This window comes from Streptomyces sp. NPDC058307, from assembly GCF_042880295.1.
Classification (GTDB): Bacteria; Actinomycetota; Actinomycetes; order Streptomycetales; family Streptomycetaceae; genus Streptomyces.
Window position 1 is genome coordinate 18405 of sequence record NZ_JBHVYZ010000068.1, and the last position, 24235, is coordinate 42639.

Here is a 24235-nt window from a genome sequence, read left to right on the forward strand (position 1 = left end):
GACCGTCGTGACGAGCGTCCCTCGGGCGGCTTCCGCCGCGACGACCGCCCCACCGGTGGCTTCAACCGTGACCGTCGTGACGACCGCCCTTCGGGTGGCTTCAACCGCGACCGTCGTGACGACCGCCCCAGCGGCGGGTTCAACCGTGACCGTCGTGACGAGCGTCCCTCGGGCGGCTTCCGCCGCGACGACCGCCCCACCGGCGGTGGCTTCAACCGTGACCGCCGTGACGAGCGTCCGTCCACCCACCGTGGCAGCGACCGTCCCTTCAACCGCGACCGTCAGGGCGACCGCCCCACCGGCGGAGGTTTCCGCTCCGGCGGCCACGACCGCCCGACCGGCCGTCGCGACGACCACCGCACCACCGGCACCGGCACCGGCACGGGGTCCTTCGGCCGCCGTGACGACAAGCCGCGCTGGAAGCGCAACGGCTGACACAGCGTGAGCTGAGGAGGGCCCGTACGACTTCGGTCGTGCGGGCCCTGTTCGTATCCCTATTCGACTACCGAACCCTGGGCGGCAGTTGTTAACATCCGTTGATCGCGTGACGGAGTGTGGCCGAGGGGGAAGACAAGGCCTGCCGTCGCGCCTTTTCTGACTTCCCTGGGGAGGGACCCTTGACCCGGCGTGCCCGGATCGCACTCACTCTTGTCTCGCTGGCCGCGCTGAGCGCCGGCACCCTGACGACCGCGGGCCAGGCCGCCGCGGACACCACCCCTACACCGATCGCCACGGACGGCGTGTGGGGCATCGACTACGCCGCCGGCTATCTGACCAGCGTCGAATACCGGCCAAGCGGCCTGCAGTACGTGGTCGGCCGGCAGCTCTCACCCGACGGCTCCACCGTGCTGGAACAGGACACCCGCGGATACGCCGGCGACTTCGCCGACGGCACCCACCTCCAACGAGTGCCGTGCGACGCGGGCGACTGCGTGCCACTGCGCTCCACCGGCAACCAGAGCGTCGGCTACTTCCAGGTCGACGAGTACGGCAAGGAGCGCGCCCAGGTCTGGCTGACGCGGAACAACTACCACGGGACGGAACCGGCCGTCACCGGCGGCCGGTTCGTGGACGCCACCGGCCGCTACTTCGTCTACAACGCGGCCTCCACCGACAAGCAGTACGTCGACGCCGCCAACCGGTACCGCGACCAGGACGTCCGTCTGACCCGCTCGGTCACCGCCGCCTCCGTCTGGGGCTCGGCGCTGTGGACGCCGGGCTCGGGCAACGGCGTCGTCACCCAGTACGACCTGGAGTCGAAGAAGACCGTCGCGACCGTCTCCACCGGAGCCCCCTGCACGGTCAAGGAGCTCCAGGTCGTCGGCCGCTGGATCTACTGGAACTGCGGTCCCACGAGCGCCGCGGGCGTGTACGACCGTACGGCGAAAAAGAACATCACCGTGCCCTCCGGCCCCGCCCTCGTCGGTGACGGCTACCTCGTCCGGCACGACCGGAGCGCCGGGAAGCTCATGCTCACCGACTTCCACTCCGGTACGGCCGCCGCCGCTCGCGGGATCGCCGACCTGCCGGCCGGGAACACCGCCGACCAGCGGCGACTGACCTGGAGCGTGGACAAGTTCGGCGGGGGCGTCGCCTACGTCGGTACGGACCACGCGATCCGGATCGTGCCGAGCGGAGTGCCCGCGCAGCCGCTCGCGAAGATCGAGGCGGACCTGGACGACGGCGACTTCGACGCCGCCGGCCGCTACGGCGGCAACGTGACCTGGAACAGCGTCTGGCAGCTGAACAAGCCCGCCGACTGGACCTTCACGGTGAAGGACGCTCAGGGCCGCACCGACCGCACCCTCAGGGGCAGCGGTACGGCGATCGACCTGGCCTGGGACGGGAAGACGGACTCGGGCGCGTACGCGTACAACGGCCCGAAGACCTGGACGCTGACCGCCACCGCCGCGGACGGCGCGGGCACGTACACGACGACCGGGAAGTTCGGGCTCACCGGCGGCCGCCAGGGCCATCACGACCAGGGCGGCTACAGCTACGGCGAGCTCGTCACCCTCAACTCCTCGGGTGCCCTGACGCTCCAGTACACCAAGGGCAAGGGCACCTTCGACTTCAAGGACAGCGCGTCCGGCTGGCCCGCCGGGACCGTCGCCGTTCCCTTCGACGACATGGACAAGGACCGCTGCGCCGAGATGCTGGTCCGGATGCCGAACGGCGAGCTGCGCCGCTACGCGGGCATGTGCGGGGGATCGTACGGCCCGTCGAACAGCCACACCTCCCTCGGCACCGGCTGGAACGCGTACAACGTCCTCACCGCGCCCGGCGACCTGACCGGTGACGGGCGTACGGATCTGCTGGCCCGCAAGGCCTCCACCGGGGACGTCTATCTCTTCGCCAACGACGGGGCCAGCAAGCTCAAGCCGGGGGTGAAGATCCGCAGCTGGGCGACGTACAAGAAGATCGTCGGCGCCGGTGACCTCAACGGCGACGGCTTCGGTGACGTCCTGGTGCAGGACAGGGCCGGGACGCTGTGGCGTTACGACGGCACCGGCACCGGCCAGGTCAAGGAGCGGGTGAAGGTCTTCTCCAACTGGGGAACCTCGTACAACACCGTGGTCGGCGTCGGGGACATCACCGGGGACGGGAAGAACGACCTGGTCTCCCGGGACACCGGCGGCAATCTGTACCGCAACGACGGCAACGGCAAGGGGTCGTTCGGGGCGCGGGTGAAGATCGCCACCGGGTGGCAGGGCTACAAGGGCATTTTCTAGCCAAGTTATGATGCATGTCACGCCCCCGGTGAGGGAATCGCTGGGGGCATGACAGATGACGACAGAGTGAGTGGGCTCTCCGACGAAGAACGGCTTGCCCAGCTCGGCTACACGCAGGTCCTCGCCCGCCGCATGTCGGCGTTCTCCAACTACGCGGTCTCCTTCACGATCATCTCGGTCCTGTCGGGCTGTCTGACCCTCTACCTCTTCGGCATGAACACGGGCGGCCCGGCCGTGATCACCTGGGGCTGGGTCGGCGTGGGCCTGATGACGCTGTTCGTCGGACTGGCGATGGCCGAGATCTGTTCGGCGTACCCGACCTCCGCGGGCCTGTACTTCTGGGCCCACCGCCTGGCGCCGCCCCGGACCGCGGCGGCCTGGGCGTGGTTCACGGGCTGGTTCAACGTGCTCGGCCAGGTGGCGGTGACGGCGGGCATCGACTTCGGTGCCGCGTCCTTCCTCGGCGCCTATCTGAACCTGCAGTTCGACTTCAAGGTGACGCCCGGCCGGACCGTGCTGCTGTTCGCGGCGATCCTGATCCTGCACGGCCTGCTGAACACGTTCGGCGTGCGGATCGTCGCCCTGCTGAACAGCGTGAGCGTGTGGTGGCACGTGGTCGGCGTGGCGGTGATCGTCGGAGCCCTCACCTTCGTCCCGGACCACCACCAGTCGGCGTCCTTCGTCTTCGGCGAGTTCGTCAACAAGACGGGCTGGGGCAGCGGCTTCTACGTGGTCCTGCTCGGCCTTCTGATGGCCCAGTACACCTTCACCGGCTACGACGCCTCGGCCCATATGACCGAGGAGACGCACGACGCGTCGACGGCGGGCCCGAAGGGCATCGTCCAGTCGATCTGGACGTCGTGGATAGCCGGCTTCGTCCTGCTCCTGGGCTTCACCTTCGCGATCCAGTCCTACGACGGCGCCCTGAACTCCCCGACCGGCGCGCCGCCGGCCCAGATCCTCCTCGACGCGCTCGGCGCCACGACGGGAAAGCTTCTGCTGCTCGTGGTCATCGGCGCCCAGCTGTTCTGCGGAATGGCCTCGGTGACCGCCAACAGCCGCATGATCTACGCCTTCTCACGCGACGGCGCGCTGCCGTTCTCGCACATCTGGCACACGGTGAGCCCCCGCACCCGGACCCCGGTGGCGGCGGTGTGGCTGGCGGCGGCGGGGGCGCTGGTGCTCGGGCTGCCGTACCTGATCAACTACACGGCCTATGCGGCGGTGACGTCCGTCGCGGTGATCGGCCTGTACATCGCCTACGTCATCCCGACGCTGCTGCGGCTGCGCAAGGGTGAGGCGTTCCAGCGCGGACCGTGGCACCTGGGCCGCTGGTCGCGTGCGATCGGCGTGGTCTCGGTGGCGTGGGTCGCCATCATCACGGTCCTCTTCATGCTCCCGCAGGTCTCCCCGGTCACGTGGGAGACCTTCAACTACGCCCCGATCGCGGTCCTGGCCGTCCTCGGCTTCGCCTGGACCTGGTGGGCGGCCTCGGCCCGGCACTGGTTCCTCAACCCCGAGCACGAGCGCACCAAGGCCCGCGAGGCGGCCCGCGCGAACGCCCCCGAACCGGTCGATCCCTGATCTTCCGCCCCGTTCCGCCGCCTCGACGTGGCCGTGTCCCCGATACCCGATCGGAGACACGGCCACGTCCGGCTATGCTCGGGGAGGCAACATCGCCTGGGCCCTTAGCTCAATTGGCAGAGCAGTGGACTTTTAATCCATTGGTTGTGGGTTCGAGTCCCACAGGGCCTACGAGTTGTAGGCGGGGGCTAACCCCTCTGACCTGCTGCGCAGCGCTCGGGTCGGCCTCGGTCGACTCGGGCGCTGCTTCGTTTTCCGGCACTTGCGTGAGCGATGCGTGAGCGGATGTGCCTGTGTCCTGCGGATCGGCCGGGACCGAGTCGGCGATCTCACGGTCCGGCTCGTGAGCGTCGCGGCCACGTGACGCAGGTCCCGCAGGGTGACAGGCGGCAGGTCGGTCGTGGCGAGGATGCGCCGGAAGGTCTCCGAGACCGTCTCCGGGTGAAGCCGGGAGCCGTCCTCCTCGGTGAAGACCTTGCCCGTGTCCTGCCAGGCGCTGCCGTCCGTTTTCGGCTCGGACTCGTAGGCCACCTGCACGTTCACTCCGTGCCGGTCGTACTCGGCAGCGATCTGTGCGAGGGACCCGTGCCTGCGCAGGTGCACCGGAGCGATGAGGGCATGGGGCAGGTCGAGTGCGGCAGGACGGGAAACCGACAAGGCTCCTGGGCCGGCTGAGTCGAGACGTCGAACATCCCTCCACGGCACAGGAGCCTCGTCTGTTGCGGGCGGCTATGTCGTCACCCGATCAGTGACCACCTTGAAGGACCTCAGTCGTCGGCTCCGCTGAGTTGTTGGACGAGTCCGATGAACTGTGCTGCGGTGGAGTGGCTGTAGAACTGCCTGGGTGAGATCTTGGGTAGGTTCTGGTCCCGCATCTCGGCGAGAACTCGGGTGACAAGGAGTGAGTTGCCGCCGAGGGTGAAGAAGTTGTCCTGGAGGTTCACCGGGGTGTTGAGGTGCTTGCTCCAGATGCCCAGGACGGTGTCGGCGACGGTACCGGTGGCGGGCTTCGGGGCGTCGAGCGGCTCCGCCGGCACGGTACGCGGGTCGGGCAGTTGAGTGGTGTCGGGTTTCCCGTTGATGGTCAGCGGGATTTCGGTGACCTGGGTGATCGTCGCGGGCGTCATGTAGTCGGGGAGTGTGGTTTTGGCGTGCGCGAATACGTGTGCGCGATCGGCGGCACCCTCCAGGACGACGTAGGCGTCGATCCTGCTGCTGGCGGGGTCGTCGGGATGGTCGCGGTTGACGACGACGGCTGCTGCGGTCACATGGGGTGCGTCCAGCAGCACGGTGCGGATCTCGTCGAGTTCGATGCGGTGTCCGCGGATCTTGACCTGGTTGTCGAGCCGGCCCAGGTGGTCCAGGCGCCCGTCGGGGTGCAGCCTGCCCTTGTCACCGCTGCGGTAGATCCGTTCGCCGGTGGCTTCGTCGAGGATGAACCGTTGCCGGGTCAGTTCGGGTCGGCCGAGGTATTCGCCGGCCACCCCGGCGCCGCCGACGTAGATCTCGCCGGAGGGGCCGGGTGGCAGGACCCGTCCCTGTCCGTCGCGTATGGACACCGTCCACCCCGGTATCGGGCGGCCGACCGACCGTGAGCCGGTGACGACATCGCGCGGGGTGATCGTCTGGGCGGTGACGTGCACGGTGGTCTCGGTGATGCCGAACATGTTGACCACTCGGCAGTCGGATGCCGGATGCCGGGTGAACCAGGGCGCCAGCATGCGCACGTCCAGCGGTTCGCCGCCGAAGACGACCAGGCGCAGGGCCAGGTCCCCGCGGACGCGTCGGTCGGTGCGGATGAGCTGCGCGAACGCGGACGGCGTCTGGTTGAGCACGGTGACGCGCTGCCCGGCCAGCAGGGCGTAGAACTCCTCGGTGTCGCGGGTGGTCCAGTAGGGCACCACGACCAGGCGTCCGCCGGTGAGCAGGCACCCCCAGATCTCCCAGACGGAGAAGTCGAAGGCGCTGGAATGGAACAGGGTCCAGGTGTCGTCGGGGCCCAGGGCGAAATCCCCGGTGGTGGCGTGCAGCAGCGCCAGCACGTTGCGGTGCGGCACCACCACGCCCTTGGGCGTGCCGGTCGAACCGGAGGTGTAGATCACATAGGCGGGGTTCTCGCCGTCGTCGTCGGTCCGTGCCCCGGCCGCCGTCCGGTCTGCTGCGAGCCCGGTCAGTTCGGCCGGCGACAGCAGCCGGATCCCGGGGACCTCGGGGAAGTCCGGTGCGGAGGTGATGATGACGGGCACGTCCGCGTCACGGACGGTGAAGCTCAGGCGCTGCTGCGGGTAGCGCGGATCCATCGGCACATACGCGCAGTCCGCCTTGAGCACGCCGAGCAGAGTGACCACCAGGTCGGCGTCCCGTTCCAGGCAGACACCGATCCGGCTGCCCGGTGGGATGTCCAGTGCGCGCAGGCCCGCGGCCACCGCGTCCGCCCGCTCGTCCAGCTGCCGGTAGGTCAGCTGCTCCTCGCCGGCCAGCAGGGCCACCGCCTGCGGCTGCTTGGCGGCCACCTCTTCGAAGGCGCGGTCGATCCGCCCCCGCGCGGGGGCGCCGTCGCCTGCTTCGCCCGCCCGCAGGACTGCCGCCCGTTCGGCTTGCGACAGCAGTTCCAGTTCGGACAGCGGCCGCTGCGCCGCGCTGTTCGCCAGTTGCCCGGCCAGGTGGGCCACGTGTGCGCTGAACTGCCGCGCGATGGAGGCGTCCACCATGCCCTGGTCGAAGTGGCAGGTCGCGCGTGCCGAACCGGGGTCGAGCTGGACGGTGAGCGGGAAGACCGGCGCCAGGCAGGCCGTATAGCTCTCCTCCTCGAACGCCGGGCTCAGGACGACCCCGGCCCGCGGCGGCTCGTGGGGGGTGACCGGTGCCTGGTCGAAGCGGTGCAGGAAGTCCGCGACCGAAGCCTGCGCAGGCTCGTCCAGCGGGTAGGCGCTGATGCGTTCGGCTGTGCCGTCGCTCAGGTCCAGCACGCCCAGTTCCGTCCGGTCCTCCCCGCTGTACCGGCTCACGGCCAGGGCGATCGCCGGCAGCAGGAACGATTCACCCTGCCCGGTGAGGTCGATCTGCACCCGGCCGGCGACCCCGCGCAGGTCCGGATCGCCCAGACCCCAGTCGAGGCGTCCGCGGTGCGCGAGGCCGGGCCGGGGGGCGGCGGACCACGCCGGTACGGCGTCGCCTGACCCGTCCAGCAGCAGCCGGGCGATCCGCCGCAGCGCGGTCGACGGGATCACCGCGCGGACCGCCACCAGAACCAGGTCCGTCGTTCCGTCAAGGTAGTTCAGGGCCACGGCCCGCAGGGGAGGGCCGTCCTGGTGGATCGGCCGCAGGGACTCGGCACGCCTGCGGTCCTGGCCGGCCGGCTCGTCGGCGCCGGCCGGCACCGGGGTCTGCCAGACCTGGACCGGATCGGGCAGCGCCTCGGACAGCAGGCGCTGCGGATCGGCTGTGCCGGGCAGCCGCAGGACAAGGCTGTGACATCCAGCGGCCAGTTCATCGATCGTCGGTGTCGTCACGGTTGGGACCTCCTGGTCATCGGGACGTGAAGCCGCCGTCCACGGTCAGCACGCTGCCAGTGACCTGGCGGGAGTCGTCCTCCGCGAGCCACAGCGCCGCGTTCGCGATGTCGGACGGTTCGATCAGCGCGTTCATCGGCTGGTCCCGTACGAAGATCTGCTCGTGCTCGGCGACCGAGACCTCCAGCGACCGGGCGATCTCGGCGAGCATCCGCCCCTCCATCACCGGCTCGTCGCGGACTGAGCCGGGGCACAGGGCGTTCACCCGAACCCGCATCGGGGCGTAGTCCAAGGCCGCGGCCTTGGTCAGTCCGATCAGCCCGTGCTTGGCGGCGACATAGCTCGCGAAATGCCGGTATCCGACCGTGCCCGCGGTCGAGGACACATTGATGATGCTGCCGGACCTGCGCTGGACCATCACCGGTGCGACCGCCTTCATCATCCGCCAGGCGCCGGAGAGGTCGATGTCGAGCATGAGCGACCACTCCTCCTCGGTGATGTCGTGGGCGATCTTCCCGGAGGGCGAGGCGATTCCGGCGTTGTTGACCAACACGTCCACCGTGCCGAACCGGTCCAGCGCCTGCTCGACCGCCAGCGCGCACTGCTGGGCGTCGCGTACGTCGACGGCGGCCGTCACGGTCGCGGCGCCCGCGCGCCGGCACTGATCCGCGGTGTGTTCCAACTGGCCGGCGGATCCGAGCGGGTAGGGCACGCCGGCCAGGTCCTGCGTGATGTCCAGCAGCAGCAGGTCGGCTCCCTCGTCGGCGAACCTGAGCGCGCAGGCCCGGCCCAGGCCGCGGGCCGCGCCGGTGATGATCACGGTCTTGCCGGTCAGTCGCATGCCGGGCTCCCGGCTACCGTCCGCAGCACCCGCTCGGCCTCGTCGACCAGGTACATGTGGCCACCGGGCAGTTCCTGGTAGGTGAACGGCCCCCGCGTCACCTCGGCCCATTGCTCGGCCTGCGCCCGGGAGACGAGTTCGTCGTGCTCGCCGCGCAGCGCGGTGACCGGCACCGAGAGCGGCTCCGTGCCGGTCGCCCGGTAGTTCTCGTGCATCTCCACGTCGGCGCGCAGGATCGGGAGCAGGACCTCGACCATGTCGGGATCGTCGAACGCCTCGTGCCGGTAGCCGGCGAACCGCTGCACCCCGGCCAGGAACTCCTCGTCGGGCAGGCCGGTCGCCCGTTCGGTCCGTCCGTCGTGCGGCGCCGGTGATCCACTGACGAACAGGTGGCGCAGCCCGGGGTGGCCCGTCCGCTCCAGTTCCCTGGCGATCTCGTAGGCGAGCACTGCGCCGAGGCTGTGCCCGAACAGTGCGATGGCCGCCCCTTCTCCGGCGGCGGAGACGATCTTAGGCGTCAGTTCGGCAACTGCGTCGGAAACATTGGTGAAAGGTTCGTCCAGAAATCGTTCCTCGCGGCCCGGTAGCTGGACCGGAAGTACCGTGACTTTGGGTATGTCTCTCTTTTCCCATTCCCGGAAGAAGGCGGCGCCACCGCCGGCGAAAGGCAGACAGGCGAGAAAGAGCTGCTGTGTAACCACGGTCCCCCAACTTTCTCATCGTTGACGACGGGGAGTGTAACCCAGGAGTCGCGGTAGTTGATCTTGCCTTGGAGCGGGCGGTGTTGTCACGGGTGCACGGTGCCCGAGAGGGGGGCCGGGGCATGAGCATTGCTTGATTGATTGGTGAACATCCTTGCCGCGTAGCCTAGTTGGCGACAGCACGGACCCGGCACGGTCAGCCTGCGCGGGCGCCCCTGTGTCCTCGCTGAGCCGGAGCCGGCAGTGCTGTTCCGAGCGGTTTCGTCCGACACCGGCCACGAGAAAACACTTATGCCCTTATGGATCGAACTCCGCACCAAAAACAGACAAAGGCCGACTGCCGGTCCTGCCCGTCCCTCCGTGACCCCGCCACCGCCCCGACCTACCGTGGAGGCGTGCCTGGGCTAGGATTTGACCCGGCGTCAGACGTTTGACGGGTGGCGCCCGCACCAGCGAAGGTGATCTTGTAACCGGGGAGTCGGCGTCGTTATAGTCGCTGGCGTTGTGGATCACCATGCTTGCTGATCGAGAAAGTTGACGGGGAACATGAGACTGAGCGGTTTGATAGCTGCTTCATGCCGGGCGATATTCGCTGACCATGAAAACGGACGACGCCAGGATGTGATCCGGTGAGCGCCCGTCAGCCCGCAGCGACCGAGACCGAGCGAATTCTCGCCGAGATCTGGTGCGACGTCCTCGAGATAGACGACGTCGGAGTGACCGACAACTTCTTCGAAGTCGGCGGATACTCGATGCTCATGCAGATGGTGCGTGCACAGATCGAGGAGCGTCTCGGTATCCGGCCGACTCTGCCGCAGCTTTTCATCTACTCCACGATCCGGTCGTGCGCCGCCTTCCTCGACGGATCGACACCGGCGCAGGAACCGGTCGCGAACGCCCCGGAGAAGCCGGAGAAGCCGGAGAAGCCGGAGAAGGCCGAGGCGGCGACCTCTGCCGGCCCAGAGGCCGACTGGCGTGACACGGACATCGCCGTCATCGGACTGGCCTGCCGTTTCGCGGACGCGGAGGACCCCGACCAGTTCTGGGACAACCTCGTGTCCGGCGTGGACAGTATCAGCCGTTTCCCCAAGAAGAGCTTCGTCACTCCCGGCGGCAGTACGAAGGAATACGTCCCGGCGGGCGGACTGCTGAAGACACCGGAGTGGTTCGACGCGAGTTACTTCGGATACACCCCGCGTGAGGCCCTGCTCATCGACCCCCAGCACCGGATCCTGCTGGAGTGCTCGCTGGAGGCGATCGAGGGCGCCGGTTACGACCCGGACCGATTCCCCGGCCTGATCGGCATTTACGCCGGGTCCAGCCTGTCCACCTACACGGAGACGATGCGGGCCAGGCAGCAGGAAGACGCCACGATCACCAACTGGGACATCCTGACCGGCACCACCAGCGACTACCTGGCCAGCCGCGTCGCTTACAAGCTCGGTCTGCGGGGACCGACGACCAATGTGCAGGCGGCCTGCGCGACCTCGCTGTACGCCGTGCACTTCGCCGCCCGGGCCCTGCTGTCCGGGGAATGCGACCTGGCACTGGCCGGCGGTACCTCGGTACGGCTGCCCGCCGCGCTGGACAACTACCGGGTCGGCGGAATCACCTCACCCAGCGGCACGTGCAGCCCGTTCGACGCGGCCGCCGACGGCGTGATCGGTGGCCAGGGGTGCGGCATGGTCCTGCTCAAACGGCTGTCCGAGGCCATCGCCGACGGTGACCACATCCACGCCGTCCTGCGCGGTTCCGCGGTCAACAACGACGGCAGGGACCGTGCCGGGTTCACCGCCCCCGGAGTGCGCGGGCAGGTCGAGGTGATCAAGGCCGCCCAGCAGGTGGCGGGGGTGACGCCTTCCTCCATCACCTACGTCGAGGCACACGGCACCGGCACCCGGGTGGGGGACCCGATCGAGATCGCCGGGCTGAACCACGCCTTCGCCGACGGGGAGCCACGTGAGCAGCCGTGCCTGCTCGGCTCGGTCAAGGCCAACATCGGGCACACCGATGCCGCCGCCGGCATCGCCGGGTTCATCAAGGCGGTGCTCGCCGTGGAACACGGGGTCATTCCGCCGAGCCTGAACTACAGCGAACCGAACCCGGACATCGACTTCGCGGCGGGCCCGTTCGCCGTCGTGACCGAACCCACGCCGTGGGAGCCTGCCGGGCTGCCGCGCCGGGCGGGCGTCACCGCGCGCGGCCTGGGCGGCGGCAACGCGCACGTCGTGCTGGAGCAGCCGCCGGCGCCGCAGGCCCGGGAACACAGCACGCAGGACCAGGTACTGGTGCTGTCCGCCCACACTCCGGCCGCCCTGGACGAACTGACGGAACGTATCGCCGGCCATCTGGCCGACCACCCCGAATCCGACCTGCGGGATGTGGCGTGGACGCTGCAAGTCGGCCGACGGCTGCACGGCTACCGCCGCTACGCGGTGGTGCGGGACACGCAGGACGCGCTGCGGGTGCTCGGCGGGAACGAGCCCGGCCGGCTGATCTCCGGTGACCACGCCCGGGACGGACGGGCCGTGGCCCTGCTGGTGTCCGAGACGGCCTCCTGGCAAGAGGTACAGCGCTGGACGGAGCTCGGCCTGAAGCCGGATCTCACCCTGACCCCGGACAGCAGCGACGCCCAGCTCCAGGACGCTCTGGACACTCCGGGCCGAGTGTTCCTGGAGATCGGCGACTCGCGGCTTCCCGCACGGCTGCGCGAGCAGCCGCAGTGGACGCCGGACCACGTCGCCATCACGGTCACCGACCCGCTGGCCGCACTGGGCGAACTCTGGCTCGTCGGGCTGCCGGTCGACTGGGCGCTGGTCCACGCGGAGCAGCCGCGCAGGGTGACCCTGCCCAGCTACCCGTTCCAGCGGCAGCGCTACCTGCTGGAGGCCGGGCCCACAGCACAGCCGTCGGCGCCCACCGCACCCACCGCGAACGCCGAACCCACTGCGGACGCCGTGGTGGACACCGAACAGACGGTGTCCAGGCTGTTCGGCCAGATGCTCGGCCTGCCCAGCGTCGACCCGGACGAGAGCTTCTTCGACCTCGGCGGGGACTCGCTGGTCGCGCACGAGCTGCTGGGCCAGCTCGAGCAACTGCTGCCGGTGGAAATGGAAATCCGCGCGATGTACCTCGCGCCGTCGGTGCGCGAACTCACCGCACTGATCGAAGAGCAGATGCGCGACGTCCCGGCGGCGCCTCGTGACTGACATACGTGTGATCACACGCCCGGCACCGCACGCCTCCGTCGCCACCCTGTACTGCTTCCCGCACGCAGGCGGGGCGGGCGGGGAGTACGCGCGGTGGGTGGCACACACCCAGGGCTTGCGCCTGGCGGCCATCCAGCCACCTGGCAGGGCCCACGACCTCAAGCAACCGGCGCTGACCTCGATGCCGGAACTGGTCGGCGAGATCCTCGCGCAGGTGGAGTTCACCCCGCCGTTCGCCCTGTTCGGACACAGCCTGGGCGCGCTGGTCGCGTTCGAGGTGGCCCGGGCCCTGCAACCGAAGCCACTGCGGCTCTTCGTCTCGTCGTGTCCGGCCCCGCCACAGCTCACCAGGTCCCAGTCGCTGCACCTGCTCGACGACGCCGAGCTGCATGCCGAGATCGAACGGAACTGGGGCCCGCTGCCCGCGGCAACCATGTCCGACAAGGAACTGCTCACCGCCGCGCTGGCCTGCTACCGCGCCGATCTCCAGGTACTGGAAACCTACGAGTACGTGCCTGGCCCCCGGCTGCGCAGTCCCATCACCGCCATCGTCGGTGACGCGGAGCCGAACGGCGAGGCGTGGACGGCGGGATGGCGCGACCAGACCGACGGAGGCTTCGCGTCGTCCGTGCGGCCAGGAGGTCACTTCCACACACGGCAGGACACCGAGGGCCTGGTCGGACTGCTCACCGACACGGTCCGGTCCGATCTGATCCGAGCCGTCCGGTCCGAGCCGTCCGGTCCGAGCCGTCCGATCTGAACCGTCCGATCTGACGCGAGCCGAGCGAGTCATGAACCGATGAGAGGCCCAGCAGGGGCCGGGAGCCGCTGCAAACGCCCATGAACGGCGGTCGTTCCCGCAACGACAGCCCCGGCCATGGGCATTCACCGCGATCCAGCTCGGGCAGGCACGTCGACCTGCCCGAGCTGGATCGTTTTCGGCACGACGCCGGCGGCCCCTCTTCGTGGCGGACAACAAACCGGCGTGGAAACAGAACACAGTGGAGGCATGCTGTGCACCGCAACATCACCAGGACCTACCTCAAGCACTACGCGAACGTCCACAACGGAGTCGACGAGCTGATGCCGCTGACCGGCGCGCAGCGGAGGTTCCACCACTCCAGGTCCACCGACCCGCACGGCCAGGCGCAGATCCTGCCGGTATTCCTGGAATTCCCGCCCGGCTTGCTGTCGGCCCACCGCCTGGAGCAGGCAGCGCGATCGGTCCTGCTGAGGCATCCGGCCCTGCGCGGGGCCGCGGACACCGCCGGAGGGGTGCCGGTACTGCGGATAGACCCCCTTCCCGACTCCCCGATCGTGCGGGAGATCGCAGCCCCGGACACCGAGCGCGCTCTGTGGGCCGCCCTGGAGCATTGGCCCACCGGGCTGGGCTCGTTCCGGGTGCTGCTGGCCAGGGACGAGCGGCGGGATCTGTTGGCCATCGGCTTCGACCACCTGATCTGCGACGGTGAGTCCACCGGGCTGGTGCTGGACGGGCTGATGTCTGCCTACCACAGCCCGGCACACGAGCCGGAGTCCGGGTCCGCCACCGCACTTCGTCGCTACCGCGAAGCGGTGGAGCAACAGCTGGACAAGGAGCACGAGGCCAGCGGGCCGGAGGCGCTGGAACACTGGACAGCGCGGGTACGCGACGCGGGGCCCGGCCTGTGGGGCACGGGCACGTACGAACCCGGCCCCAGCGCCTCGGTCTGGCAGCACGTCACGTTGTCGGGACAGGCCGCGCTCCGGCCGTTCCCGGCGGTGCTGGCCGGCTGCCGCGAGGCGCTCGCCCGGACGGCGGGAGCCGCACCGGTCGCCTATACCTGGGGCAGCCAGGACGGGGCGGGCGTGGTCGGGTGCTTCATCAACACCGTGCTGGCCCACCCGCAGCACGACGGCATCCGCGAGAGCTGGCTGGAGGACCTCGAATTCATCGACACCCCGTTCGACGAAGTCGTCCGGGCGGCCAGGGCGTGCCAGGCGCCGTGGACCGGCCACCTCGATCTCGTGCTCACCCTCATCGACCGCACACGCCGCCCGGCGCCGATACTGGAGGGCGAGCCCGGCCGGTTCCTCTATGTGTCGGGCCACAGGGCCCACGAGCCAGTGGTCGTTTCGGCCCTCCACGACGGTGAGGAGTTGTCGCTGCGCATCGACCACGATCCCGCGATCGTGCCCGGTGCCGCCGCGACCGCGCTCGCCGACGCACTGCGCGAATCCCTTGCGGACAGCGGCCAGGAAGCGCGCTGAGGAGTTCGGCCAGGGGGCTTCGGAGTGGCGGTGACGGTGTGGGCCGCAAGCGGGACGAAAGCCTGATGCGCCGGAGCGGCTGCGGGGCACCGGCCTGACGACGATCTCCACCGGCGAGGGCTCCTGCCCCTCTGGAACACGCCCTCGCGTCCCGCGAGGTGAGCAATGAAACGAGCAGCGCCTCTCACACAGCCCGGGAACCTCAGCGCGCGACTACGCGCACCGCCGGGTCTCCCCGTCCTCCCGCGCGATGACCCACGTCACGGTCCGTCGTCTCACCGGCGTCGGCCCGTTCCGGGGGACATGACCGGCTCGTTCAGGGCCTGCGGGAAGCGGGTCACCACGTCGGCGAACTCGGCGGCCAGTTCCTGGGCGTGAGAGGCGCTGAGCTGGTCTCCGCGGTAGGCCATCAGCGCGATCAGTCGGCCGTCTCGTTGCGCCATCGTCACGGTCAGGCCGAACTTGGCGTAGTTGCTGCGCAGCGAGTCGTCCAGAACCGGTGTCAGCCGCGTGCCGTCCAGATCGGCGGCGTGGTCGTCCAGCAGGTTCATGTTCAACGTGACGTTGGTGTAGGGGGTGCGTCCGAAGCGCCGGGGCGGCTTCAGCCGGGCGACCACATCGTCGAACTCGACGCTCTGGTGTTCCAGCGCGTCCAGGGCCTGGTCGCGCATCTGCATCAACGCGTCCAGCAGCGTGCTGTCCGAGGTCACCCGGGAGCGCAGCACCACGGTGTTCAGGCACGGACCGAGCAGTTCGGCGAACGGGGGCTCGTCCCGGTTCGCCGTCGGGGCACCGAAGGTGACGTCATCCAGGGCGGCCCACCGGTGCAGGGTCACCGCCAGGGCGGTGGCGGCCACCATGAACCAGCTGACGCGGTGCTCGGACTGCACTTTCTGAAGCGAGTCCAGCAGCCCTGCGGGCAGCGGGACCTGGAACGCCCCGTTCGGCTCCGGTCGCTCCGGTACGGGCAGTGGTGTGTCCGGGGACGCTCCGCGCAGCGTGGACTCCCAGTACAGCAGGTCGGTGTTCCAGGCGTCGGTATCACGCTGACGCTCCTGGAAGGCGGCGAACTCCCGGTACTGGACGACCGGTCGCGGCCTGTCCGGCGTGGTGTAGTGGCGGTCGAGTTCCGCGAGCAGGAGGGGGACCGACTCTCCGTCGATGACCAGGTGATGCAGGCACAGCAGCAGCACCTGCCGATCGTCGCCCAGCTCGCCGAGGGCGGCGCGCAGCAGTTGTCCGGATTCGAGGTCGAACGGCCGGCGGACGCAGGCGTCCAGCCAGTCCATCATGCCGTCGGGAGCCTCGCGCAGGTCGAGTACCTCCAGCTCCGGCAGCCACGGTTCACGCAGCCGCACCGACAGCCCGTCGTCGTCTTCGATGAAACGGGTGCGGAGTATCTCGTGCGCGGCCACCAGCCGGCCCAGCGCGGCGCGCAGCCGACCGGGGTCCAGGCGGCCCGCCACCTCCCAGGCGAGCGGCACGTGGTTGCGCACGTCAGGATCGATCAACTCGGCGAGCCAGATGCGCCGTTGGAAAGCGGACATGGCCAGGGGCGCATCTGTGGTGGCGGCATCGGGCGGCGACATCCTCGACACGGAGTCCATGAGCGCGGCTTCTCCTCATTTCGCGGCGTGAGATGCCTGCGCAGACACCCTGTCCGCAGGCCGGTCCGCAAGGGCACGCGGCCCCGGACAGACGTTCTCGGCGGCGGTGCAACCCTGCGCGATCAGGGGATCCCCCCGAACCTGTGATCATGTTACAACTCGGCTGTGAGCAGGGCGTTGTTGTGTGCGAAACGAAGGCCGCCGACGACCGTCCAGCAGGAGCTTTTGATGATCGTTTATTGACTAGGTCTCTCCGGCTGTGATCCGATCGAGCGTCTTTGACTGATCTACTTTGAGTGATCCACCCGCGGGGGATGAGCATGTCGGACGAGGGTTTGTTGCACGCCCAGGTTCTCGGTGGAGCGCAGGCGGCTACGGCCTGGCTCGACAGTGACGGCACGTCGCTGACCTACCAGGAGCTGGAGGAGCGGTCGGGGCGGCTGGCGAGACGGCTGGCCGAAGCGGGCGCGGGCCCTGGTGAGCGGGTCGCGCTGTTCCTCGAACGCGGGGCCGACATGGCTGTCGCGATGCTGGGTGCGCTGCGGGCCGGCGCGGCGTTCGTGCCGCTGAGTCTGGCGGAACCCGCTCCTCGGCTGGCACGGATACTGACGGACTGCGCGCCGGCCGCGGTGCTGGTGCACGACGCGACCGCGGCCCGGTTACGGCACGACGGTGTCCGCACACTCGGCGTGGACGGGGACGGGGACGGGGACGGGGACGGGGAGCACGGACCGGCCGTGGCCGGCTCCCCGGAGGATCCCGCTTACGTCATCTACACCTCGGGCTCGTCCGGCGCGCCCAAGGGCGTGGTCGTCGAACACCGCAACCTGACGCCGCATCTGGACTGGCTCGCCGAGCGGCTACCGCTCGGGCCGGGTGACCGGCTGTTGCAGGTGGCGCCCTACACGTTCGACGCCTCGCTGACCGACTTCTTCTGGCCGCTCCGGGCGGGTGCCACGGTGGTCTCGGTTGCCGAGGGCGACCATCTGGACCCGCTCGCCATCGCCACCGCGCTGGTCGAGCAGGAGATCACCGCGGTCCGGCTCCCCCCGGCGATTCTGCCGTTGCTGCTCGACGAGCCGCGCCTGACGGAAGCCCGCAGCCTGCGGTACCTGATCAGCGGCGGGGACCGGCTGCCGACGTCAACGGCACGCCGGGTCGCCGAACTGCTGCCCGCGGTACGGGTGTTCAACCGGTACGGGCCGACCGAGGCCGCCGTGGCGGTCACGTACCACGAGTTCGACGCCGGCACGGACACCGGGCCGGATGTGCCGATCGGCCTGGGTGTCACCGGGGCCGAGCTGCATGTTTCGCCGGACGGCGAGCTGCTGATCGGCGGCACGTGCGTGGCACGCGGCTACCTGGGCGATGCCGCGCTGACGGCGGAACGTTTCCCCCGGCTGCCGGACCTGGGCAGGGTGTTCCGCTCCGGAGACCGTGTCCTGAAGAATGCCGCGGGCGTGTTCGAGTTCCTGGGCCGGGATGACGAGCAGGTTCAGATCAACGGGCACCGGGTGGAGATCGGCGAGGTGCAGTCGGCTCTGCGCGCGCATCCGCACGTCGTGGACTGCGTGGTCCTGCCGCAGGAGCAGGCCCTGGCCGGGTATGTGGTGGCCGAGGCCGGCCCGCGGTCGGCCGATGAGATCCACGAGTATCTGCGCGCCAGGCTGCCTGGCCACATGGTGCCCAACGTCATCACGTTCGTGGACCGGTTGCCGATGACCGAACGGGGCAAGGTGGATCTCGCGGCCCTGCGCGCCCTGCACGCCTCGCCCGCCGCGGACCCGGTGCCTGCCGCTGACCCGGTGCCTGCCTCGGACCCGGTGCGGGAGGTGGTCGTACGGGTGTGGTCCGAGCTTCTGGGCGGTATCGAACTGCGGGAAGACGACGACTTCTTCGAGCGCGGCGGGCATTCGCTGCTCGCAGTGCAGGCGGCAGGCCGGATCCGCAAGGCGCTGGGCCACCGCATACCCCCGCGGATCATGTTCGAGAAGACGACCCTGGGCGAGTTCACCGAGGCGGTCACGGAGATCGTCTCCCCGGCCGCCGGGTGATGGTGTCCTCGGGGGCGCGGTGGGCTGCCGGTTGTACGTCTGGGTTCGGGGTCGAGGCACGGGCGGTGAGCGGGTGCTCCGTTCCCGGTCCGTGCCTGGGCCGGAGAGAGAGTTTCTGTGCCGACTGAGCTGGGTTCCGAGGCCGCCGAGACCACTGACAAGAGGTCCATGCGGTACGCACTGCTGATCTCGCTGGCCACGGGGATCGGTTATCTGCCGTTCGCCCTGACGATTCCGATCCTGCCCGGTCACGTGACGGACCGGCTGCACGGCGGTCCGGCGGACGTCGGTGCGGTCGTCAGCAGTTACGCGGTGACCTCGCTGCTGTCGCGGCCCGTGTCGGGCGGTCTGATGAACCGTCTCGGTACCCGGGCCCTTTCCATCGGCGGCGCGGTGCTGACGGCGCTGGCCACGGTGTGCTACCCGCTGGCCGGGTCGATCGGCCAACTGGTGGTCCTGCGCCTGGTGGTGGGTGTCGGTATGGGAGTGATGCAGGCCGCGACCGGGGTCTGGCCGGTGCAGCTGGTCGCCAAGGACCGGCAGAACTGGGCGTTGGGGCTGGGCGGTACGGTCAACTACCTGGCCCTGGGGCTGGGCGCTCCGCTGGGCACTCTGCTCGCCGGCTGGACCGGCACGGCGGAGACGTTCGTGATCGCCGGGCTGGTCACCCTGATCGTCATCCCGATCGCCGTGTACGTCCCCGAAGTACGTATCCCTCCGAAGACGGAGAAGGCTGACGTCGATCGGCGCCAGGCGCTCCTGGGCACCGTGCTGCCGAGCGTCGCACTGGTCTTCACCGCGTTCGGCTTCGCGGCGGTCGCCAGTTTCGCGGTCGCGAAGTTCGACGCCCTGGGTGTCGCCGGCGGAGCGGCCGTGGTCACCGCGTACTCCCTGACCGTGGTGGTGTTGCGCATAGCGGGTACGTGGATCCGCTGGGAGGTCACGCGGCCGGTGGAACTGGCGGCCCTGTTCGTGGTCGAGGCGGTGGGGATCGCGCTCGTCGGGCTGTCGCACGGGCTGGCCATGGGTGTGGTCGGCGGTGTGCTCACCGGCGTGGGCATGTGGCAGATCTACCCGGCGCTGGGGGTGTTCGTGGTGCGCTCGGTCAGCGAGCGCGGGCGCGCCATGGCGCTGTCGGTCTTCGGCGCCTGCTTCACGGTGGGGGTCGCCATCGGCAGCGGTTCCCTCGGGCTGATCGCCCAGGCCGCCGGGTACCGGGCGATGTTCCTCGTCTGCGCGGCCTGCATCCTTCTGGGCCTGCTGGTGGCGGTGACCGCGTCCCGTGTGCGAGGACCGGCGGCAGCCCAGGGCTGAGGCACCGCCACCACCGGGTTGGATTTGAGCGTGATTTCATGGCATCGGTCGATTGCCTGCCTTTTTCCCGTTCAATCGTGCGGGTGCGCAAAACTATACCAAGAGGGCTTCAAAACCCATTCTGCTGCGTTTAGTCAGTGTTCTGCGGATCGATTTGCCACTGCATTCTGACGCTCTGATCACGTAAGCTGATCATGCTTGCAAAGGCGCAATATCCTTTGCAGGCACAGCGTGTTTGTTCTGATTCTGAACCGATCAAGGGGAAGCATCTTGAAGTACGTCAAGCTGGGCTCGACCGGCATAGACGTGTCGCGGATCTGCCTGGGGGCCCTGAGCTTCGGCACACCGGGCAAAGGGGTCCACAATTGGACTTTGGACCTGGACCAGGCGCGGCCTTTGATGCTGCACGCCCTGGAGTCCGGCGTGAACTTCGTGGACACCGCCAATGTGTACTCCGCGGGGTCCAGCGAGCAGATTGTCGGGCAGATCCTGCGCGAATACGGTCACCGCGATGAGGTCGTGCTGGCGACGAAGGTTCACGGGCGGACGCGGCCGGGACCCAACGGTGTGGGGCTCTCCCGCAAGGCGATCATGACGGAGATCGACAACAGCCTTCGCCGGCTCGGCACCGACTACGTCGACGTCTACCAGATCCACCGGTGGGACCCGGCGACGCCGATCGAGGTCACGATGGAGGCCCTGCACGATGTGGTGAAGGCCGGCAAGGCACTGCACATCGGCGCGTCGTCGATGTGGGCCTGGGAGTTCTCCAAGGCCCAGTACGTCGCCGACGCGAACGGCTGGACCCGCTTCAGCACCATGCAGAACCACTACAACCTGATCTACCGCGAGGAAGAGCGGGAGATGCTGCCCCTCTGCGCCGACCAGGGCATCGGCGTCATACCGTGGAGCCCGCTGGCGCGGGGGCGGCTCGCCCGCCCGTGGGACGTCGTCAGCGCCCGCAGCGAGACCGACGAGTTCGGCAAGATGCTCTACTGCGACAGCGATCGCGAGATCGTCGAACGGCTGGAGCAACTGTCCGACAAGCGTGGCGTGCCGATGGCGCAGATGGCGCTGGCGTGGATGCTGTCGAAGCCGACGGTGACCTCACCCATTGTCGGTGCGAGCAAGATGAGTCATCTCCAGGACGCCATCGACGCGTTGGACGTGGTGCTGGAGGACGAAGAGATCAGCTACCTCGAAGAGCTGTACCAGCCGCACAACGTCGCCGGGCACCCGATCACCTCGCTGCCGGGCCAGCACTGAGGCCGACGTCCGGCCTCGTGTCATGACAGGTTCCCCGACCTGGTGAGTGCCGTTCCCTCCGGAACAGGGGATGCGGTCGTTCTCCATGCCTCGCGATATCGCGTGACGAAGCATGAGAGAACGACCGCTGAGCCGTTCTGACGATTTACGGCTGGGCCGCGGCCAGGTCGGTCACCAGCGCGACGAAATCATCGAGCTCCGCGTGATCGAACACGTCGCGCAGCCGTACCTTCACACCCAGAGTCTGTTCGACGCGTGCGATCATCCGCGTTGCCAGCAGAGAGTGCCCTCCGAGGAGGAAGAAATCCGCGTCCGGGGTCACCTCGGTACCCAGGATCTCCGTCCAGATCGCGACGACTGCTTCGTGAACACCGGTGGCGGGGGTGGTCATGGGTGATTTCAGTCCTTGTTCGATGGAGTGGCGGCGAGGCGAGCACGGTCGACCTTGCCGTTGTGGGTCAGCGGCAACTCGTCGAGCACCGTGTAACGAGTCGGCACCATGTAGTGCGGCAATTGCGCGCGCAGGGCCTTTCGCAGCTCCAGCCCCAACCGCCCGTCCGTGTCCTCGGCAACCACATAGGAAGCCAGCCGCTTTCCGCCGACGGCGTCCTGTTCCACGATCACACACGCCTGGCGGACCCCGTCGCAGGCGAGCAGAGCCGACTCGATCTCCGGCAACTCGATGCGGAACCCGTTGACCTTGACCTGCAAGTCGGTGCGTCCCAGGAATTCCAGGGCACCGTCGGCGAGGAACCTGACGCGATCTCCGGTCCGGTACATCCGTACTCCGCGCAGCGGCCCCTCCTGCGGAGTCACGAAGCGCTCCGCCGTCAGGTCCGGACGCAGCGCGTAACCGCGGGCCAGGCCCTCGCCCGAGACCCACAGTTCGCCGGGGACTCCCGGCGGCACCAGCTGCCCGTACCGGTCCAGCACATGCACGCCGGTCCGGGCGACGGGGCGGCCGATCGGGACACTGGTGTGGAGATCCGTCGGTCCGTCGTGGTTGATGGGGTGAAAGCAGGTGAACGTGGTGTTCTCCGTCGGGCCGTATCCGTTGACCAGTTCCAGGTGCGGCCACATGCGCGCGACCCGATCGACGTGATGAGGCGATACGACGTCACCACCAACGAAGAGCCGGCGCACCCCGCGCAGGCAGTCCGCCTCGTACTCGGCGATCTGATGGAAAAGGCCGGAGGTGAGCCAGAGGACGGTGACTCCTCGCTCTTCGATCACCTCAGCGAGTTCAGCAAGCCCCAGCGGTCCTGGCGGGGCCAGCTCCAACCGGGCTCCACGTGCCAGTGCTCCCCAGATCTCCAGGAAGCAGGCGTCGAAGGTCAGCGGCGCGTATTGCAGCACGACGTCATCAGCCGCGAAGCCGGTGCACTGTTCGTCCGTGACCAGCCGGGCGACACCGCGATGCGTGATCTCCACCCCCTTGGGAACGCCCGTGGAGCCCGAGGTGAACACGAGTGTGAAGAGCGCGTCTTCGGGAGCTTCGGCATGCCCGAGTCGGGCATCCCGAGGGGCGGGTCCGGGATCGGCCTGGTCGGTGAGCTCTGCCAGCGGCAGCATGGCAGTGCCTGCTGGAGCGGAAACAACCGGTTCGCCGCTGTAGACCACGGCAGCGATCCGGGGATCGTCCAGCATGATGCGCAAACGTGCTGCCGGGTAGGAGGGATCGAGCGGCACCGAAGCCGCCCCCGCCATCGCCACGGCGAGCAACGCGACGATCGCATCGAGGCTTCGCTCGGTCATCAGACCGACCAGCGAGCCGGACCTGATTCCTGCGGCGCGAAGGCGCTGTGAGGCGCGGACGGCAGCGGAATGAAGCTCCGCATAGGTGAGTTCTCGCGTGCCGTCGCTCACGGCGCTGGAATCGGGCCTCAGCAGGGCCTGACGCTCCACCAGTTGATGCACGAGAGGAAGCGATGCGGCGTCGTCCCACTGATCACCCGACAGTGCCAGCAACCGTTTCTCCTCATGGGGAGCGACTGTGCTGATTTCGCTCAGAGGAAGGTGGGGCAGCCGAGCGATCTCATCGGCAAAGTGTTGGACGGCCCTCGCGACCGAGTTGCCCAGACCATCGACCGCCAGGTGTTCAGCCAGTTCGACGACTGCCTCGGATCCGTTGCCCGGCACCGCGTCGACCGTGACGGTGACGTCGGGCGCCCTGTCTTCGAGGGGGCGGAGCTCGGCTCGCGTGAGGCTCTCCGCCAGTGAGCAGGCCATGAGGTCGGCGTCGAGCAGCAACGGCGCGGGGAAGAGCAGATCCTGCGACCAGCGGCCCTGCACGCTGAGATCGTGTCCCGAGAAGCGGTGGACCAGCGCTGCCAGAGCCACGACCGTTTCCGCCGGACTGAGGGCACGGTCCCCCGAGGCGCCGGTCGTCGGGCGAAGTTCGATGCGCAGCTGCATCCGCGCGACCTCAATCATCGGAATGGCGAGAATTGACGATGTGTCGATTCACTTACAAGATCGACGCGAGGTTAGCAAGATCAACATCTCGCCCGCAAGGCCGCTACGGAAAAGGAGCCTCACATCTCAAAGCGAATGGATTGGGACTGCCCGGTCCGGCAAGGACCGAGACTGAGCGCAGAGTCGTGGGCAGAACAGGGATGGGCGCCAGGTGTTCGTTCACCTCTGCCGGCCTCGGACAGCCTTCGGGCCGAGCCACGGAACGGGTTCCGGCTCCGGTAGTTCGGCGTCCGTCCTGGAATGGTGGGCGTTGACCTCGTCCCCGCCGCTGCCGGTGAAGATCACCTCGCAGCGCCGGGTGGCTGCCTGCTCGCGTACGACGTCGAATGCCTCCTGGTAGAAGGCACCTTCCGGATCATGCGGCTTCCGAAGAGCGCGCACGCCCCTGGGACAGGAGGGCGGATGTTGCACGGCCGGGATGGGTGTGTCCCTGACGCCGCAGTGCTCCACGAACGCCCGACGTCGCTCCCGCTGCTGCAGGCCCGTGCTACCTCCCACGAGCAAGCCGAAGCTGTGCACCTCAGGAAATCGCGCCGCCTTGATCGCCAAGGCGACATTCCCGGAGTCCGCGCCGCCGCACAGCTCGACGCCCACACACCCCGTCACCGTTGGGGCATCGCGGATCCCGCCGGTCAGTAAGTCGTCCAGAGCGGTGAGTGGATCAACATCGGGCCGCAGCGAGCGAGGCTC

14 protein-coding genes, 1 tRNA gene and 2 pseudogenes are annotated in these 24235 nt (G+C 68.8%); 10 read left to right on the forward strand and 7 right to left on the reverse strand.

From position 1 onward, the window contains the following. The 4 genes and pseudogenes from ACFVYN_RS34245 to ACFVYN_RS34260 form a co-directional block, all read left to right on the forward strand. Positions 1-435: pseudogene (locus tag ACFVYN_RS34245) on the forward strand (RNA helicase); the annotation flags it as partial. A gap of 182 nt (positions 436-617) precedes the next feature. Next, positions 618-2732, forward strand: coding sequence for an FG-GAP repeat domain-containing protein (locus ACFVYN_RS34250; RefSeq protein ID WP_390005771.1), 2115 nt, complete (start codon positions 618-620; stop codon positions 2730-2732). Positions 2733-2780: 48 nt separating this feature from the next. Continuing rightward, positions 2781-4316: an amino acid permease gene (locus ACFVYN_RS34255; protein ID WP_390005772.1), complete on the forward strand. Its 1536-nt coding sequence runs from the start codon at positions 2781-2783 to the stop codon at positions 4314-4316. Between the two features lie 98 nt (positions 4317-4414). Beyond that, a tRNA-Lys gene (locus ACFVYN_RS34260) sits at positions 4415-4487 on the forward strand. Between the two features lie 596 nt (positions 4488-5083). Here the strand turns inward: ACFVYN_RS34260 and ACFVYN_RS34265 are convergent. Genes ACFVYN_RS34265 through ACFVYN_RS34275 form a run of 3 tightly spaced genes read right to left on the reverse strand, consistent with a single transcriptional unit; the run spans position 5084 to position 9370 of the window. Then, positions 5084-7828, reverse strand: coding sequence for an amino acid adenylation domain-containing protein (locus ACFVYN_RS34265; RefSeq protein ID WP_390005773.1), 2745 nt, complete (start codon positions 7826-7828; stop codon positions 5084-5086). Between the two features lie 16 nt (positions 7829-7844). Then, complete coding sequence (locus ACFVYN_RS34270; RefSeq protein WP_390005775.1) at positions 7845-8669, reverse strand: SDR family oxidoreductase; 825 nt, start codon at positions 8667-8669, stop codon at positions 7845-7847. Then, complete coding sequence (locus ACFVYN_RS34275; protein WP_390005777.1) at positions 8660-9370, reverse strand: thioesterase II family protein; 711 nt, start codon at positions 9368-9370, stop codon at positions 8660-8662. Before ACFVYN_RS34275 ends, ACFVYN_RS34270 begins: the two co-directional genes overlap by 10 nt. Before the next feature lie 629 nt (positions 9371-9999). Between ACFVYN_RS34275 and ACFVYN_RS34280 the strand changes: the two genes are divergently transcribed. The 3 genes from ACFVYN_RS34280 to ACFVYN_RS34290 all read left to right on the forward strand — a co-directional run bounded on the left by ACFVYN_RS34280 (position 10000) and on the right by ACFVYN_RS34290 (position 14829). Beyond that, positions 10000-12579: a beta-ketoacyl synthase N-terminal-like domain-containing protein gene (locus tag ACFVYN_RS34280; protein WP_390005778.1), complete on the forward strand. Its 2580-nt coding sequence runs from the start codon at positions 10000-10002 to the stop codon at positions 12577-12579. Positions 12580-12586: 7 nt separating this feature from the next. Further along, entirely contained in the window at positions 12587-13339 is a 753-nt protein-coding gene (locus ACFVYN_RS34285) for a thioesterase II family protein (protein ID WP_390005779.1), read from the forward strand. A gap of 254 nt (positions 13340-13593) precedes the next feature. After that, positions 13594-14829 (forward strand): condensation domain-containing protein, encoded by a 1236-nt coding sequence (locus ACFVYN_RS34290; RefSeq protein WP_390005780.1) that lies wholly within the window; start codon positions 13594-13596, stop codon positions 14827-14829. A gap of 275 nt (positions 14830-15104) precedes the next feature. On the opposite strand, the gene ACFVYN_RS34295 is transcribed toward ACFVYN_RS34290, so the two are convergent. Then, on the reverse strand, positions 15105-16376 hold the full coding sequence (locus tag ACFVYN_RS34295; RefSeq protein WP_390005782.1) for a condensation domain-containing protein: 1272 nt from the start codon (positions 16374-16376) through the stop codon (positions 15105-15107). Positions 16377-16756: 380 nt separating this feature from the next. Between ACFVYN_RS34295 and ACFVYN_RS34300 the strand changes: the two genes are divergently transcribed. The 3 genes from ACFVYN_RS34300 to ACFVYN_RS34310 all read left to right on the forward strand — a co-directional run bounded on the left by ACFVYN_RS34300 (position 16757) and on the right by ACFVYN_RS34310 (position 21070). Then, positions 16757-18490: a non-ribosomal peptide synthetase gene (locus ACFVYN_RS34300; protein WP_390005784.1), complete on the forward strand. Its 1734-nt coding sequence runs from the start codon at positions 16757-16759 to the stop codon at positions 18488-18490. A gap of 168 nt (positions 18491-18658) precedes the next feature. After that, entirely contained in the window at positions 18659-19804 is a 1146-nt protein-coding gene (locus tag ACFVYN_RS34305; RefSeq protein WP_390005786.1) for an MFS transporter, read from the forward strand. A gap of 270 nt (positions 19805-20074) precedes the next feature. After that, positions 20075-21070, forward strand: a complete 996-nt coding sequence (locus tag ACFVYN_RS34310; RefSeq protein WP_359034133.1) for an aldo/keto reductase — start codon at positions 20075-20077, stop codon at positions 21068-21070. 145 nt (positions 21071-21215) lie between these two features. On the opposite strand, the gene ACFVYN_RS34315 is transcribed toward ACFVYN_RS34310, so the two are convergent. The 3 genes and pseudogenes from ACFVYN_RS34315 to ACFVYN_RS34325 form a co-directional block, all read right to left on the reverse strand. Continuing rightward, positions 21216-21461: a phosphopantetheine-binding protein gene (locus ACFVYN_RS34315; RefSeq protein WP_390005788.1), complete on the reverse strand. Its 246-nt coding sequence runs from the start codon at positions 21459-21461 to the stop codon at positions 21216-21218. A gap of 8 nt (positions 21462-21469) precedes the next feature. Then, the gene (locus tag ACFVYN_RS34320) at positions 21470-23485 is read right to left on the reverse strand and encodes an amino acid adenylation domain-containing protein (protein ID WP_390005790.1); all 2016 of its coding nucleotides are present in this window, start codon (positions 23483-23485) and stop codon (positions 21470-21472) included. Positions 23486-23704: 219 nt separating this feature from the next. Next, positions 23705-24235, reverse strand: a pseudogene (locus tag ACFVYN_RS34325) (asparagine synthase); the annotation flags it as partial.

Bases quoted from the DNA above. Each gene is read 5' to 3' on its own strand.
- ACFVYN_RS34320 (WP_390005790.1), bottom strand. From the start codon at position 23,485: ATGCAGCTGCGCATCGAACTTCGCCCGACGACCGGCGCCTCGGGGGAC.
- ACFVYN_RS34270 (WP_390005775.1), bottom strand. From the start codon at position 8,669: ATGCGACTGACCGGCAAGACCGTGATCATCACCGGCGCGGCCCGCGGC.
- ACFVYN_RS34300 (WP_390005784.1), top strand. From the start codon at position 16,757: ATGTCGGACGAGGGTTTGTTGCACGCCCAGGTTCTCGGTGGAGCGCAG.
- ACFVYN_RS34315 (WP_390005788.1), bottom strand. From the start codon at position 21,461: ATGACCACCCCCGCCACCGGTGTTCACGAAGCAGTCGTCGCGATCTGG.
- ACFVYN_RS34305 (WP_390005786.1), top strand. From the start codon at position 18,659: ATGCGGTACGCACTGCTGATCTCGCTGGCCACGGGGATCGGTTATCTG.
- ACFVYN_RS34255 (WP_390005772.1), top strand. From the start codon at position 2,781: ATGACAGATGACGACAGAGTGAGTGGGCTCTCCGACGAAGAACGGCTT.
- ACFVYN_RS34295 (WP_390005782.1), bottom strand. From the start codon at position 16,376: ATGTCCGCTTTCCAACGGCGCATCTGGCTCGCCGAGTTGATCGATCCT.